The 14150-nt window shown below is 68.3% G+C and carries 17 protein-coding genes; 7 read left to right on the top strand and 10 right to left on the bottom strand.

The annotated features are described in order from the left end of the window. The first annotated feature begins 2 nt into the window (after positions 1–2). From Pph01_RS34555 to Pph01_RS34545, 3 genes are all read left to right on the top strand, one after another. Positions 3–806, top strand: coding sequence for an ABC transporter permease (locus Pph01_RS34555; RefSeq protein ID WP_204077411.1), 804 nt, complete (start codon positions 3–5; stop codon positions 804–806). Further along, the gene (locus tag Pph01_RS34550) at positions 806–1612 is read left to right on the top strand and encodes an ABC transporter permease (protein ID WP_204077410.1); all 807 of its coding nucleotides are present in this window, start codon (positions 806–808) and stop codon (positions 1610–1612) included. The genes Pph01_RS34555 and Pph01_RS34550 overlap by 1 nt, the downstream gene beginning before the upstream one ends. A gap of 73 nt (positions 1613–1685) precedes the next feature. Then, the gene (locus tag Pph01_RS34545; RefSeq protein ID WP_204077409.1) at positions 1686–2423 is read left to right on the top strand and encodes a helix-turn-helix domain-containing protein; all 738 of its coding nucleotides are present in this window, start codon (positions 1686–1688) and stop codon (positions 2421–2423) included. Here Pph01_RS34545 and Pph01_RS34540 read toward each other — a convergent pair. The 5 genes from Pph01_RS34540 to Pph01_RS34520 all read right to left on the bottom strand — a co-directional run bounded on the left by Pph01_RS34540 (position 2416) and on the right by Pph01_RS34520 (position 5487). Further along, positions 2416–2814 carry a VOC family protein gene (locus Pph01_RS34540; protein ID WP_204077408.1) on the bottom strand — a complete coding sequence of 133 codons (399 nt, stop codon included), beginning with the start codon at positions 2812–2814 and terminating at the stop codon, positions 2416–2418. The genes Pph01_RS34545 and Pph01_RS34540 overlap by 8 nt on opposite strands. A 57-nt stretch (positions 2815–2871) precedes the next feature. Then, positions 2872–3810: a GNAT family N-acetyltransferase gene (locus tag Pph01_RS34535; protein ID WP_239117232.1), complete on the bottom strand. Its 939-nt coding sequence runs from the start codon at positions 3808–3810 to the stop codon at positions 2872–2874. Between the two features lie 331 nt (positions 3811–4141). Further along, the gene (locus Pph01_RS34530; RefSeq protein WP_204077407.1) at positions 4142–4465 is read right to left on the bottom strand and encodes a DUF952 domain-containing protein; all 324 of its coding nucleotides are present in this window, start codon (positions 4463–4465) and stop codon (positions 4142–4144) included. A gap of 17 nt (positions 4466–4482) precedes the next feature. Beyond that, positions 4483–5097 carry a TetR/AcrR family transcriptional regulator gene (locus tag Pph01_RS34525; protein WP_239117235.1) on the bottom strand — a complete coding sequence of 205 codons (615 nt, stop codon included), beginning with the start codon at positions 5095–5097 and terminating at the stop codon, positions 4483–4485. Between the two features lie 66 nt (positions 5098–5163). Then, complete coding sequence (locus Pph01_RS34520; protein WP_204077405.1) at positions 5164–5487, bottom strand: DMT family transporter; 324 nt, start codon at positions 5485–5487, stop codon at positions 5164–5166. Between the two features lie 262 nt (positions 5488–5749). Between Pph01_RS34520 and Pph01_RS34515 the strand changes: the two genes are divergently transcribed. Then, positions 5750–6766 carry a radical SAM protein gene (locus tag Pph01_RS34515; protein ID WP_204077404.1) on the top strand — a complete coding sequence of 339 codons (1017 nt, stop codon included), beginning with the start codon at positions 5750–5752 and terminating at the stop codon, positions 6764–6766. Positions 6767–6872: 106 nt separating this feature from the next. Here Pph01_RS34515 and Pph01_RS34510 read toward each other — a convergent pair whose 3' ends face one another. Further along, on the bottom strand, positions 6873–7424 hold the full coding sequence (locus Pph01_RS34510; protein WP_275412909.1) for a TetR/AcrR family transcriptional regulator: 552 nt from the start codon (positions 7422–7424) through the stop codon (positions 6873–6875). Positions 7425–7503: 79 nt separating this feature from the next. On the opposite strand from Pph01_RS34510, the gene Pph01_RS34505 reads away from it, so the two are divergent. From Pph01_RS34505 to Pph01_RS34495, 3 genes are all read left to right on the top strand, one after another. Beyond that, positions 7504–8610, top strand: coding sequence for a zinc-binding dehydrogenase (locus Pph01_RS34505; RefSeq protein ID WP_204077402.1), 1107 nt, complete (start codon positions 7504–7506; stop codon positions 8608–8610). A gap of 202 nt (positions 8611–8812) precedes the next feature. Next, positions 8813–9580, top strand: a complete 768-nt coding sequence (locus Pph01_RS34500; protein WP_204077401.1) for a phytanoyl-CoA dioxygenase family protein — start codon at positions 8813–8815, stop codon at positions 9578–9580. A gap of 34 nt (positions 9581–9614) precedes the next feature. Next, the gene (locus tag Pph01_RS34495; protein ID WP_204077400.1) at positions 9615–9794 is read left to right on the top strand and encodes a hypothetical protein; all 180 of its coding nucleotides are present in this window, start codon (positions 9615–9617) and stop codon (positions 9792–9794) included. Between the two features lie 76 nt (positions 9795–9870). Here the strand turns inward: Pph01_RS34495 and Pph01_RS34490 are convergent, their stop codons facing one another. From Pph01_RS34490 to Pph01_RS34475, 4 genes are all read right to left on the bottom strand, one after another. Then, positions 9871–11076: a L,D-transpeptidase gene (locus Pph01_RS34490; RefSeq protein WP_239117231.1), complete on the bottom strand. Its 1206-nt coding sequence runs from the start codon at positions 11074–11076 to the stop codon at positions 9871–9873. A gap of 138 nt (positions 11077–11214) precedes the next feature. After that, on the bottom strand, positions 11215–12291 hold the full coding sequence (locus Pph01_RS34485; protein ID WP_204077399.1) for a cytochrome P450: 1077 nt from the start codon (positions 12289–12291) through the stop codon (positions 11215–11217). Between the two features lie 54 nt (positions 12292–12345). After that, a complete protein-coding gene (locus Pph01_RS34480; protein WP_204077398.1) occupies positions 12346–12822 on the bottom strand; it encodes an HIT domain-containing protein in 477 nt (158 codons plus the stop codon). Positions 12823–13081: 259 nt separating this feature from the next. After that, entirely contained in the window at positions 13082–14110 is a 1029-nt protein-coding gene (locus Pph01_RS34475) for a saccharopine dehydrogenase family protein (RefSeq protein ID WP_204077397.1), read from the bottom strand. Between the last annotated feature and the right edge of the window lie 40 nt (positions 14111–14150).

Below are 14150 nucleotides of genomic sequence, written 5' to 3'. Positions count from 1 at the left end.
CGATGACCACGGAAACGACCGCAGTAACGCGCGTCGGCGACCCGCCCCGGTTGCGTCCCGTCGTAGCCGTCGTGGAGCGGTATCTGACGCTCTACCGGCGGCTGTGGCAGGCGTCGGTCTTCTCCTCGTTCGTCCTGCCGATCCTGTTCCTCATCAGCATCGGCATCGGGGTCGGCGGATACGTCGGGTCCGTCGAGGGAGTCGACTACCTGTCGTGGATCGTCCCCGGGGTGCTCGTCTCGACGGCGTTCCAGATCTGCGTCGGCGAGTCGACCTATCCCGTCCTGGGCGACTTCAAATGGGTGCGGGCCTACCACGCGATGCGTGCCGCGCCGGTCAGCCCCAAGGACATCGTCCACGGGCACCTGATCTACATGATCTTCAGGGTCGAGCTGTCCATAGCGGCGTTCCTGCTGGTGGTCGCCTTCTTCGGCGGTCTGCACTCACCCTGGGCACTCGCCACCGTGCCCGTCTGCGCCCTGCTGACGGCCGCGGTCGTGACCCCGGTCACCGCGTTCGCGGCCACGATCGAGAGCGACAGTTACTTTGCGCTGCTCTTCCGCTTCGTGGTGATCCCCGCGACGTTGTTCTCCGGGGTGTTCTTCCCGGTTGACCAACTCCCCGCCGCGATCCGCCCCGTGGCGTACGCGTCGCCGGTGTGGCACGCGGTGGAGCTGAGCCGGGCCGCCACTCTAGGCCGCGCGCCCGGCTGGCCGATCGTCGTGCACGTCGGATATCTGCTGCTGTGGGCCGTGGTCGGGCTGATCGCGGCGAGACGAGCGTTCGCCCGGAGGCTGGAAGACTGATGATGACCACCCTCGTGGCCGCCCGGGTCTCGCTCTCGCCGGGCCGGGTCGGCGCCGTGATCAACCGGAACGTGGGCGCGCTTCGGTCGGGCCCCTCCTACTGGATCGTCCTCATATCCGGCTTCTTCGAGCCGCTGCTCTACCTGCTGTCGATCGGCGTCGGAGTCGGCGCACTGGTCGGCGACCTGAACGTCGACGGGCACACCATGTCCTACGCCGCGTTCGTCGCGCCGGCCATGCTCGCCGTGTCGGCCATGTCGGGCGCCCTCGCGGAGACAACGTTCAACTTCTTCTTCAAGCTCAAATACATGAAGACCTACGAAGCGGTCCTCGCCACCCCGGTGCGGCCCTTCGAGATCGCGGTGGGCGAGCTCGTCTGGGCGGTGGCCCGCGGTTCGGTCTACACCGTCACCTTCCTGGGCTTCATGGTCGCGATGGGGCTGACGACGGTGGCCGGCGCGCTCGCCGCCTTCCCGGCGACCGTGCTGATCGGCCTGGCCTTCGGCGCCGTCGGCATGTGGGTCAGCACGCTCATGCGCGGATGGCAGGACTTCGACCTGCTCGGCACGGGCCAGTTCGCGATGTTCCTGTTCTCCGGCACGTTCTCGCCCGTGCAGGACTACCCCGTCGGGGTCGAGATCCTGATCCAGCTCACCCCGCTCTACCACGCGGTCGAGCTGGTCCGCGGACTGTGTACGGGAATCGTCGGGCCTGGCATCGTAGTGAACATCGCCTACCTGGCCGTCATGGTCGTGGGCGGGCTGTGGCTCGCCTCGCGCCGCGTGGAGAAGATGTTGTGCGTTTAGAGTGCCCCGTCTGCCACATACGGGTGCCGGCCTGCGTCGGCACCCGTGAGGCGGTGGCGTGATGGAGGCACGTGTGAGTGGCGTGGCGACGGACCCTGATCCCGGCCGCTACCGGGAGCGGGCCTCGCGCGTTCCCGGAGCGGTCCTGTGGCGACGGATCACGCCGGCCGGGGACACCGCGCAGCGGGTGCTGCCGGACGGCTGCATGGACCTCATCTGGGCGGACGGCGACCTGATGGTCGCCGGGCCCGACACCGAAGCGCACCTGGACCCTGCTCCCGCGGGCACGCGCTACGTCGGGCTCCGGTTCGCACCGGGCACCGGCCCGGCCATCCTCGGAGTGCCCGCCCATGAGCTGCGTGACCTCCGGGTCCCGCTCAATGATCTGTGGCGGGCCGTACAGGTCCGGCGGCTGGCCGATCACCTGCACTCGGTGCTGGAATCGGGGGCGATGACGGACGTCGGCGCGGCGATGGAGCAGGTCGCGGGAGCCCTCTTCGCGCAGACTGGCCCGGCTGACCCCGCGGTGGCGCAGATGGTCGCGCTGGTGCGTGCCGGCCTGCCCGCCGCGGGCGTGGCCGTCGCGGCGGGCATCAGCGAGCGGCAGTTGCACCGACGTTGCCTGGCGGTCTTCGGATACGGGCCCAAGACCCTGGGACGGATCCTGCGCATGAACCGCGCGGTCGACCTGGCCCGCGCCGGCACTCCGTTCGCGACCGTGGCCGCCACGGCTGGTTATGCCGACCAGGCCCACCTGGCACGCGAGGTGAAGGCCTTGACCGGGGTTCCGCTGGGCACGCTCATCAGCTGACGGGCAGCGGTGCGAACAGGTCGACGGTGTTGCCGTCCGGATCGGACACCGATGCGTAGCGCTGGCCCCAGAACGCGTCCCACGGAGGGTTGTGCCCTTCGTAGCCGGCCTCGACGAGGCCGGCGTAGACGCCGTCCACGTCGCCCGGATCGTCGCACAGGAAGGCCAGGCTGATCTGGGAACCGCCGCTCGGCGGTGTCCAGCCGGGCTCGAAGGAACGGATGGTCTCGATGGTGTCCCACGCGAGCCGCATGCCGCCGGGCAGGGTGACCTCGACGTGGGGCTGGGTGTCGGCGGCCGCGGGGATGTCGAGCCCGAGGCGACGGTAGAAGGCGAGTGATTTGCCCATGTCGGCCACCACGAGGCCGATCAGATTGAAGGTAGGTGCCATGCGGGTCACGCTACGGGACCCGCATGGCACCGTCTTGAAGGAATCGGACGCCCGGCTCTAGCTCCAGGTCATCGTGATCTGACGTTCGTAGTTCACGTATCCGGCCCGCTGGAAGGCATCAGCCATGGGGACGTTCCCGACGTCCGTCGCGGCCCGGATACGTGGAACGTCCTGCCGGACGAGGACGCGAGTGCCCTCGGCGAGGATGTCGTCGATGTAGCCGTTGCCGCGGTGGGCGGGCAGAACGCCGATGTAGGCGATGATCGGATTGTAGTCGTTGTGGGCCGCGACGACGAACCCCACCGCCTCGCCGCCGGGCAGGGTCGCGATCCGCCACCAGTCTCTCGGAGTCGTGTAGCGCGCGAGTTCGTCGTCATGATGCCGGGCGGCCGCCTCGCGGGCGGGAAGGCGTGTCAGTTCGTCGCGACTGTAGGCGTCGAGAGTTCCGTCCAGCGTGCGTGTCATCAGGTCGAGGATCTCTTCGGTGTCGCGGACCGCCCGGAACCTCAGGCGTCCGTTCGGCTCGGGAACCGGTGTCCCGGGACGCCACTCCAGCCGGAGCCGTTCGACGAACAGGCGGGCGCCGACCTGTTCCAAGGCGGCCATCCGGTCCTCGACCACACCCCGAGCCCTCGCGTCCTCCCGCCAGTCGGCCGGGACGAAGCGAATGTATTCGGGAGGTGTCGTCCCCGCCCGCAGGACCTGAGGCATGGCCGTCCGCAGCAGCCGTACACCGATGCCCACGCGATCGGGTTCGGTGTCGTCGATGTCGAAGACGTCAAGGAAGGACGGCGCGCCGTCCTCCGGCCGCCCCCACCAGGCGGCGCGGGCCACGAGACGGTCACCACGCAGGGCGACCCACATCCACGGTGCCCGGCGGCGGCCGGTGTCGAGATCGTCCGCCAACTCCTCGTTGAGGGTGTACGGCAGGCGGGAGAAGAGGTCGAGTTCTTCGCGTCCGGTCAGCGGACGCATGATCAGGTCATTCTGGTTCAAGGTAAGGCACGCTCCAGTGAGGGCGCCTGTGGTCCGGGGTCAGACGCGGTGCGCGCCCCGGGAGGACACAAGCGCAGTGATCATGGGGATCATGGGCTTATCCCTCCTCTCATCGGTCATCGGCCTAGCGGTCGCCGGACCTTCCGTCGGTAATGACTACCGGACCTCTGGATCCACCGCAAACCCTTTTCCCTGGCGGCTGATTTCATGATCACGGAATGCGTCCGACCAGGTCAGAGGCCTGTTGCCGAATCCGTGCATGATCACGAAACGCGTAACCCCAGATCAACGGGTGTTTCGGCGAACCTGTGCATGATCAGCCCCACCCTCATCAACCCTGAGGGGTGAAGGGGGTGGCGGTGGTGACGGCGGCGGTGGGGATCGGGCCGTAGATGTGCGGGAACGCCTCTGTCGTCCCCTCGGGGACCTCGAACTTCACCGGAGAGCCCAGCAGGCTCTCATCGATGGACAGGAGTACCAGCGGCTCGGTGACGTCCAGGTAGAAACGCCGGGCCACGCCCTCGGCCTGAGCCAGGTCGGCGGACGCGTGGATGAAGCCCTCTTCCTCGAGAGTGCGGCCGAGGGTGGACATGCGATACTCGCCCGCCTTCTCGGCTTGTTCCCAGTCGGCCGCGAGCGCGAGGTGAAAAATCATGAAACGGAGCCTACGGGTCAGCTGATGGCCATGAGCGCGCGGGCCACCACGTCACGGGCACGCTCTCGTCCCTCGGGGCGCGCCTCCACGATGTCCTCAAGCCACAGGCCGGACAGCACGGTGGTGATGAAACGGACCTCGGATCGCCCGCAGGAGTATCCCGCCCGTTCGAGCACAGACGCGACGATCTCGTCGCACCCGTCCGTCCAGGCCCGGGCGACGTCCTGCAGAGCCGGATCCCGGCCCGCCTGGAGGTAGAGCTCCCACAGGCCGAGCTGCCGCGGCCGGTCGACGGCGTAGACCGTGGCGAGCCTGTCGGCGAGAACCTCGGGAGACCTCTCGCGCAGGGTCTCCAGCGACTGGCGCATGTCGGCCAGTTCCCGTTCGACGAGCAGGGCGAACGCCTGGGCGAGCAGTTCGTCGCGGCCGGTGAAGTAGTAGGTGGTCGCCGCGAGGGGGATCCCGGCCCTCCGGGCCACGGCACGGTGCGTCGCCGCGGCGAAGCCGCCCTCACCCAGCAGGTCGGCCGCCGCGCTCAGTAGGGCCTCACGGCGGCGCAGGGCACGTTCCTGCCTCCGCCGGCGCTGGGTCGCCACCTCCGTGCCGGAGTGCTCCGCCCGCTGTTCGTCCACCTCGTCCAAGGAACGACCTCACGAAACAGACCTGATGCGATGTGCCGATTTGGTGAGCCGCCGGGCTCAGTGGGCGCCGGACAGGTTCAGCACCACGACACCGCAGATGATCAAAACGATACCGGCGGCTTTGGTCAGGTTCATCCCCTCACCGAGGAATAACGTCCCGATCAGGGCGATCGCCGCCGTGCCGATGCCCGCCCACACGGCGTACGCCACGCCGACCGGCATCTCCAGCTTGAGGGCGCGGGCCAGCAAGATGAGGGACGCGACGTATCCGATGAAGACCACGACGCTCCATCCGACATTGGTCAGCCCGTTGCTCAGTTTGAGAGCGGAGGTGGCCACGACCTCCGAGACGATGGCGGCGACGAGCAGGAGCCACGCCATGGCAACCTCCACTTAAGCGGTACGCTTGTACCAGTTTAAAGGTTTCCCATGGTCAGGGCCATGGGCATTCGCCGCTATCTGGGGGCGGGCCGGTGCCCCTCGAGTAGGGGTCCTGCCCGGGCTCTCGGCCGCTCATGTCGGGCGCGGCATGTCGCCTCCCGCGCCCACCGTCGCCGGCGATCCGGGGATTTCCGGTACCGTTCCCCCTCCCGTACGGCGCGGCACTTGGCGTCAGGGTCGAATGCGTGTTCTACTGATCCCCATGCGTCGCGACGCCTCCTCCGGCCCCGCCACCACCCCCGGGGTCCAGCAGTCGCTTCTCGACAGCGGACCCTCGCGGCCCCGGGTCGAACGACAGTCCGTCATACGGTCCTTCGACGGCATCACCTGCTACGAGGTTCCCGCGCGGACGGCGATCGACCGGATCCCCGAGGCGACGGAGCTTCCCTACCAGTGGGCGGTGAGCCCCTACCGCGGCTGCCAGGCGGCGTGCGGCTACTGCATGGCCAGGCGCGGCCACCGCTATCTCGGGCTCGACGCGGGACACGACTTCGCCTCGAAGATCGTCGTAAAGACCAACCTGGCCGACCGGTTACGCCGCGAGCTCGCCTCACCCCGGTGGACCGGCGACCCGATCGCCCTCGGGCTGACCGGCGACTGCTACCAGCCCGCTGAGGAGACCTACCAGCTGATGCCCCGCATCGTCCGCGCCCTCGCGGACGCCGGCAACCCCTTCACCCTGCTCACCAAGAGCCCGCTCGTGCTGCGTGATCTCGACCTGCTGCGCGAGGCGGCCAAGATGACCCAGGTGAGCGCCACGGTCTCCGTGGGCTTCGTCGACGACCGGATCCGGCGTGCGGTCGAGCCGGGCGCCGCGACACCTCAGCGCCGGCTGGAGGTGTGCGCCACGCTGAACGACAACGGCATCCCCTGCGGTGTCCTGATGGCGCCGATCCTGCCCCTGATCACCGACTCGGCCGATCATCTGCTGTCGACCGTGCGGCGGGCCGCCGAGGCCGGCGCGGTCAGCGTGACCCCCGTCGTGCTGCGGCTGCCCTCCGGCGCGCGGGAGTGTTACATGGGCTGGCTGGAACGCGAACATCCGGGCCTCGTGCCCCGCTACCAGGCGCTGTACGGCAAGGGCCCCACAGCCGACGCCGACTACCGGGCGCGGATCGCCGACCAGGTCCGCGGCCTGGCCGAGGCCTACGGCGTGGGACAGTCGGCCAGGCGCTGGCGCCGCCGCCGTTCACCGGCCAGGCAACTCGCCCTGGTCTGAGCCCTGCTGCCGGGCCCCGCTACCGGAGCCCGCTACCGGAGCCCGCTACCGGAGCCCGCTGCCGGGGCCGGGCTGCCAGTTCCCCTCCCGGCCCCGGCGCAGAGCGCTACACGATTCGCAGAGCGATGTCGACGATGGCGTGAAGTTCTTCTCGGCGGACTCCGGTGGCCGCCCGGACGGACAGCCCTTCGCTGATGGTGGAGATGTATTGAGCGAGTTCCGCCGGGGCGAGACCGACGCTGGTGTCGCCGTCGCGGTGACCCTGCTCGAAGCGGTCCTGAAGCAGCTGCGTTGTCATGCGCCGGCGTTCGGCCAGGTCGGCCGCGATGGCGGAGTTTTCCGGGCCGCAGCGTAGCGCGCTTCCCACCACGAGGCACCCCTGTGGATGGCTGGGGCTGGTGATGGCGTCCACGTTGCGGTGGAGGTACTCCCGGGCCACATCCCGGACCGTGGGCTCCTCCAGAGCGGCGACCGTGTAGGCGGCGTCTCCGCGGTAATAGCGGTCGAGAACTTGCCGGAAGAGCTCGTCCTTCGAGCCGAAGGTCGCATACATCGACGACCGGCCCACTCCCATCGCAGCAGTGAGCTGCGCGAGGGATGTGCCCTCGTAGCCGTGTTCCCAGAACACGTCGAGGGCGCGGTCGAGGGCTTCGTCTATGTCGGCGGGATGGACGCATAAGCGTCACCCCGTCACCCCGGCTGAGGCTCTGGGGCCGGCAGGCACGCCACGGCGAGTCGTGCGTCCGGTAGCTGTACACGCGTGCTGCGGCCGTATAACTCCCGGACCTTCCGCCGTCCCGGTACACGACTGCACTCAGTCGGTACACGCGCCGCAGCGGTTCAAGCGGCTCATTTCCATCGGAGGCATCCTCATGGCACGTGTGATCAGAATGCATGACTACGGAGGCCCCTCGGTCCTCCGTGTCGAGACCAGCGATACCGGTGAACCCGGCCCGGGTCAGGTACTCCTCCGGCAGTACGCGATCGGGGTGAACGCCGTTGACGCCATCATGCGGGAGGGGCAGTTCGGCACCCCGCTTCCTGCCGTACTCGGCGTCGAAGGCGCGGGCGTCATCCAATCCGTCGGCCCCGGAGTGAAGCGCCACTCCCCCGGTGACCGCGTCGGCTATTTCTTCTCGATGGGCGCCTACTCGACCGAACGCCTCATCGCCGCAGAGTCGCTCATCCCGATTCCGGAAGACATCGGAACAGACCAGGCGGCCGCGTTCCTGGCCAAGGGATTGACCGCCTGGATGGGAATCAGGGCGTTGCATCATGTCCGGCCCGGTGAAGTCATCCTGGTCCAGGGGGCCTCCGGCGGGGTCGGCTCCATCCTCTCGCGCTGGGCGAAAGACATGGGGGCGACAGTCATCGGAGTGGCCGGCTCGAAAGAGAAGTCGCCCCAGGTGCGGGCCGGCTCCGACCACGCGCTGCATGCTGCGGACCCTGACTTCCTCGGAGCGGTGCGAGAGGTGGCAGCCAACGGCGTGGACGTCGTGTACGACCTCGTGGGCCAGGCGACCGCCGAGTTGTCCGCACAGGCCGTCCGTGACGGCGGGACGATCGTCACCATCGGTGCCGCCTCCGGCCCACCGCGGCACTACGCATCGCTCCAGGGCAAGCGTGGAATCCGACTGGTCGGCGGGAGCACGCCTCAGTATGTCGACCCCTCGACAGACCACAAGACCATCTCGGAGCTGTTCGCGGCAATCCGCGGCGGACTCTTCAACGACCTGAAGATTTCCCGCTACGCGTTCGAGGAGGCACGTCAAGCACACGAAGACCTCAAGCAGCGAAAGCTGTCCGGCCTGCCCATCCTGAAGGAGGTGAACCAGCCGGTATAGCCGGCTCGTCAGCCAGTCGCAGTCCGAACCGCCGCAAGGCGAACCACATGAAGTGGGATGGTTCCGAACGGCTGTCGGACATCGCGAAGCCGTTGATTCCACTCATCCGCGAACGCCCCCGCACCCCCCGCGCCGGCCGTTGGGCCCGACGGCCGGAAAAATGAGGAGACGTCGGCGGCACGGGATCGTTAGCGTTCGTGGCATGGGCATGGTGGAGGAGACGACGGTCGACGTCGAGAGGTTCGTGACGGAGGGGTTCCTCAAGGTGGAGGAGGCCTTCCCGCGTAGCGTGGGCGACCGCATCCGGGAGTCGCTCTGGGAACGGATGGGGCTGTCTCCGGACCGGCCGTCGGAGTGGACCAAGCCGGTGATCTGGGTGACCGACGAGACGGGGCAGGGCCCGTTCGGGGAGGCCGCCCGCAGCCCGCGGCTCACTGCCGCGCTGAATCAGATCGCAGGCGAGGGCGCCTGGTACCCGAGGGGAAGCGTCGGCATGATGCCGATCCGCTTCCCGCATCCGGAGGACGCCGGGGACACCGGCTGGCACATCGACCAGAACCATCCCGGCCCGGACAACGCCTGGGGGATCATCTCGGCCAGGCCGCGCACCATGCTCGTGCTCCTGCTCTACTCCGAGGTGACCGAGCAGGACGCCCCCACCAGGATCCGGGTGGGTTCCCACCTCGAGACGGCCCGCGTGCTCGAGCCGTACGGCGAGCGCGGGCTGCCCTTCCAGGAGACCGGTCCCATCATGGACGCGGCCGGCGCGGACCGGCCACTGGCCCTCGCCACAGGCCTTCCCGGTGACGCCTACCTGTGCCACCCGTTCCTGGTCCACGCCGCGCAGCCACACCACGGCACGCGGCCGCGCTTCATGTCGCAGATACCGTTCAGCCTGGTCGAGTCCTTGAGCGCGGGCGAGTCCACGCCACTGGCCCGGGCCGTACGGCTAGGCCTGTCGGGCGCATGAGGCCCCGGCCGGTGGCACCGATAACCTTGTCCGCATGTTCCACCGCAAGCCGATCGAAGAGCGCATCGCGGAGCGGGTCGCCAAGCGCCCGCCCCTCAAAGAAGGCAAGCACTTCGAGCACCGCCCGGCGCTGATCGTCTTCTGCGTCGTCATCGGGCTGATCGTTCTCAAGATTGTGGGAGCGTTCGTGCTGATGAAGTCGGGAATCCAGTAGGTCCGGGCAGTGAAAAGGCCCTCCGGCGATCGCCGGAGGGCCTTTTCACTGCCGATTCACTGTCGAAGAGGCGCTCTTACTTGAGCGCGCTGCCCTTCTCCCATTCCTTGAACGACATCTGCCAGAAGCCCCAGCCGTTCCACGACTCCAGGATGCGGCTGGTGCCGGTGATCTTGACGACGTCGCCGCGGTGGAAGTTGTCGTAGAACCACTTCGCCTGCCCCGGGCTGGCGTTCACGCATCCGTGGCTGACGTTGGCGTAGCCCTGCGAGCCGACCGACCAAGGAGCGCTGTGAACATACTCGCCGCTGTTGGAGATGCGGACGGCGTAGTTCACGACCTCCTTGTAGTAGCCCGGGTCGCCCTCCTTCTTGCCCGGAGAGATCATCGTGACCGGGTTCGCCCGCTCCATGGTCAGGTGGACGCCGCTCGTCGTGGTGTACTCGCGCGTGTCACCCTTGCCGGCGCTGATCTTCATCGTCTGGATGGTCTTGCCATCCTTCTTGACGTACATCATGTGCGTCTTCACGTTGACGGTGCTGATCAAGGCCGCGCCGATGTTGATGGTGGCGCTGGAGTTCTTGACGCCGTACATGTCCTTGCCGCCGCGCACGCCCGCGAGGTTCGCGGTGAACTTCACCTGCTGGTGAGCGGGCCAGTACTTGGCGGGGCGGTAGATCACCTGCTTGGCGCTCATCCAGCGCCACGCTCCGTCGACCGGCTTCTCGGCCTTGACCTTGAGCGCCTTCTCGACGGACGCCTTGTCGGTCACCGACTGGTTGAAGGTCACCATGATCGGCATGCCGACGCCCACCGTCTCCCCCTTCACCCCAGGGGTGATGTCGGCGACCGCAAGGGGAAACTTGGGCTTCAGCGTGCTGAACTGGCTGGTCACCTCGGCGGGACCACCCTCACCGGTGGCCTTGGCCGACACGGTGTACTTGCTCGACGGCTTCAACGGCCCCTTCGACGTCCACTTGGTGCGATCCGCGTCGAACTCCCCCTCGAGCGGAACACCGTTGGACTCGACGACGACCTCTTCAAGAGAACCGTTGTCGGCGGTGACGACCACGGACTTGTCCGGGCGCACCTTCGCGGTGCCCTTGACCGGATTGATCTTGATGGTCGGTACCGGCTTAGCCGGCGTGGACTCGCCACCGTCGCCCCCCGGCGACAAGGCGGAGCCCGACCCCGACCCACTGGAACATGCTGCCAATGCCGTGACCATGGCCACGGCGACCCCGGCGATGGGCAACTTAGACCGGGTGTGAGTGCTCGTCACAACTTCTCCCCCATGGGCGCAAAGTGCTCACAAGACCTTATTAGGGGTAGCCGTAGATATGTGCAATTTCAGGACCGGTTAGGTCACAGTTTGGTCGCCGAACGTTCACACCTATCTCGATCACCGGTAAAGTCCGCGTCAAACCTGATCATGAAGGTCAGTCAGCTGATTTTTCCCGGAATCCGGTCGCCGCAGATCAAGACGTGCGGGGACCCTGAGGTTGGCTGACGGCTCGTAGTGGATCTCCGATTTGACGAGCATCCAGCCGGCCGCGGCATCGACCACTCCCGCCGCCAGGGCGACGGCGGCCGCGTCGCCGGGACATGGCCGGACTCCGGCTCCGAATCCGAGATGCGGACAGCCGTCCTCACTCCCGTCTCGCCGATCGGGGTCGAACCGGTGGGGGTCGTGGAACACGCCGGGATCACGGTTGGCCGTCGCGAGGTCGAGCACGACCACGGTGCCAACCGGGACGGCCACTCCCCCCGCCGTCGTGTCCGATACGGCCACCCGGCGCGTCAGCCGTACGGGAGGGTCGTGGCGGAGCGTCTCCAGGAGGATCGCCTCGGCCGGCCGGTCGGCGATGGCGGCGTGCGGCAGTCGTGTCAGCAGGTTGAGGGCGTTGCCGATCAGGCCCGCCGTGGCGTCGCACGCCTGGATCAGCAACGCCGCCACGGCCGCGAGCCGCTCCAGGTCCGGACAGCCGAGCAGATCCGCCAGCACGGCCACGGCACGGTCGGCCTGCTCCTCGGATTCGGGAGCGGGTGGGGCCGGATCCGGCCGGGGATGGTAGGCGGCGGCCATCGTGATGACAGCGCCGACGGCGTCCTCCCTGCGCTCCGGAGTGACGCCCAGGTGCGTCGCGAGGACCCTGACCGGTACGCGCCGGGCGAGCCGAGCCATCACGTCGACGACCTCCGGCCCACTCGACCCGGACGGCGTGGACGGCTCAGGCGAGGCCAACTCGGCGGAGGCCAGGTCGAACGCGTCCCCGCGCAATGTGGCGACGTCGATCGCCGACAGCAGTCCGACCGCATGTGACCTGCGCCGGGCGTGCTCGGCGCCGTTGCTGAACCGGCTCACCGCTCCGCGGAGCCAGGCCATGCCGTGGGTGCCGTCCGTCGCGGGTGCGACCGCGGGCACCTCGAAGCGCGGATCGGACAACACTGCCCGGACGTCGGCGTGCCGTGTGATCACGAGGGGGTCTTTCGTCATTCCCGGAACGCTAGGCGGGTGACGTTTCAGCGAGGGGCGAACCATGCACTCGAATCAGGGCGCCATGAGTTTCTTCAACTCCGTGGTCAGTTCGGTGCGCAGATCATCGTGTTCCGGGCCGAGGGCGTAGGCCGGGTCGCGCCAGCGGCCGGGCGGGTAGAGCCACACCGGCTTCTTGACGATCTCTTCCGGCTCCCATGCATAGCGAGGCCAGATGTGCGCGTGAAGAAACGGGTCGGTGTTTCCGAGAATCTCCACATTGACCCGGAGAAATCGAGGGTCTCTTCGGCCGCACACGCGCTCGACGGCCTCCGCCAGTCGTTCCATGTCCGTCAGGTACGCCATCCGGCGTCGGACCTGCAGGTCAGACAACCGTGTGACGGCGGGATCGTCGATGAGGAGAACGCAGTAACCGGGCAGGAATTGCACGTCCCCGATTACCGCGAATCCTGTCGTCATCCGCGTCAAAACGGTGGGATTCTCGCCCCTGAACGCGGCTCCGATGCGGTCTGCCCGCCAGTCGGCACTCACGGGCAGATCGTACCGGCGTGACCCGGCGAGCTCAGCAGATGCCTCGGCTGATGCCGCGCAGAGTTTCAGCCGAGGAGCAGGTTGATCAGCACCAACAGCGCGCCCACGGGGGCGAGGACGCCGACGATGGCGATCTTGATGGGGCGATCGCGCGGCCGGGCACACGTCCTCACTTCTCGCCTTGAGTGTCCGGCCGCTTTGAATGCGAAAGCCCCATGCAAGTGAACGCCACAACTCGCGGGATCAACTGGCCTGCCCGCTACGGATGCAGCTCCACGGAAATGTGCGGGGAAAGCGCCCGGAGGAAGTCGGGCGCGTCGAAGAGTTCGCCTGCGGAGGCGACGCCGACCGTTCTGGTCCGTCCCGTGAGGATGCGGTCGACCGCTTCCACCGCGAGCGGCGCGGTGACGGCGTAGATGTCCCGGCCTTTCGCCACAGCACGCCGTTCGATGCCGCCGGAACGCACCACGACGTCGACGAGGAAGGTCTGCGCGGACCGCCCGTGCTCGTCGGCCGCGGCCGGTGCGGGTGTGTCCGGGGCCGCCAGGTCCCTGGCCGCCTCGACCGTCATGTACGTGCGGACTTCGGGGATGGACAGGTGGCTGGGAACGGTGACGACGTCGGCCATCGTGAACTCCCCGATGACGGCCCGGGGACCCATCGGGTCGGGGAAGGGCCACTCCAGGGTCGGCAGGTCGTCGTGGCGGTACTCCAGTCGCCCGTTCGTGTAACGGACGCGTCGGCCGTCCCGCCGCTGCCTGGAGACCGCGCCCGCGGCCCGCGTCCCGGTGGTGGGGTGCCAACTGCTCAGCCCGTACGCGACGTGCGCCTCGTCGGCCGCCGTCCAGTCGCCCATCGCGGTGGTGACCAGCAGGTCGCCGAGGCCGCCGTAGAAGGCCATCGCTGGGACGATCACCGCCCCCGCGGCGCGGGCTCGGTCCGTGAAGTGCGTGAACGTGTCGGCGTTGGCCTCGATCTCGGCAGCCACATCCACATACGGGATCCCGGCGCGCAGTGCGGCCTCGATCACGGGGGCGGCCGTGGTGGCGAAGGGCCCGGCGCAGTTGATCACGGCGGCCGCACCGGCAAGCGCGCGGTCGAGCGAGGCCGGGTCGTCGACCGACGCCGGGCGGGCGTCCAGTCCGGATTCTGACGCCAGGACCTTCAGCTTGTCGGCGTCGCGTCCGGAGAGGACCGGGACGAACCCGCGTTCCCGCAACTGAGCCACCACGAAGCGCCCGGTGTGCCCGTACGCGCCGAACACCGTTACGGTGAGCCCCGATCCCATGGGTTCTCCTCATGCTCAAATGATCTGCTGCGATCTGTCA

It is taken from the genome of Planotetraspora phitsanulokensis (assembly GCF_016863295.1).
GTDB classification, from domain to species: domain Bacteria; phylum Actinomycetota; class Actinomycetes; order Streptosporangiales; family Streptosporangiaceae; genus Planotetraspora; species Planotetraspora phitsanulokensis.
Note: the sequence above shows the minus strand (reverse complement) of the source record. Positions and strands in the feature narration are given on the sequence as shown.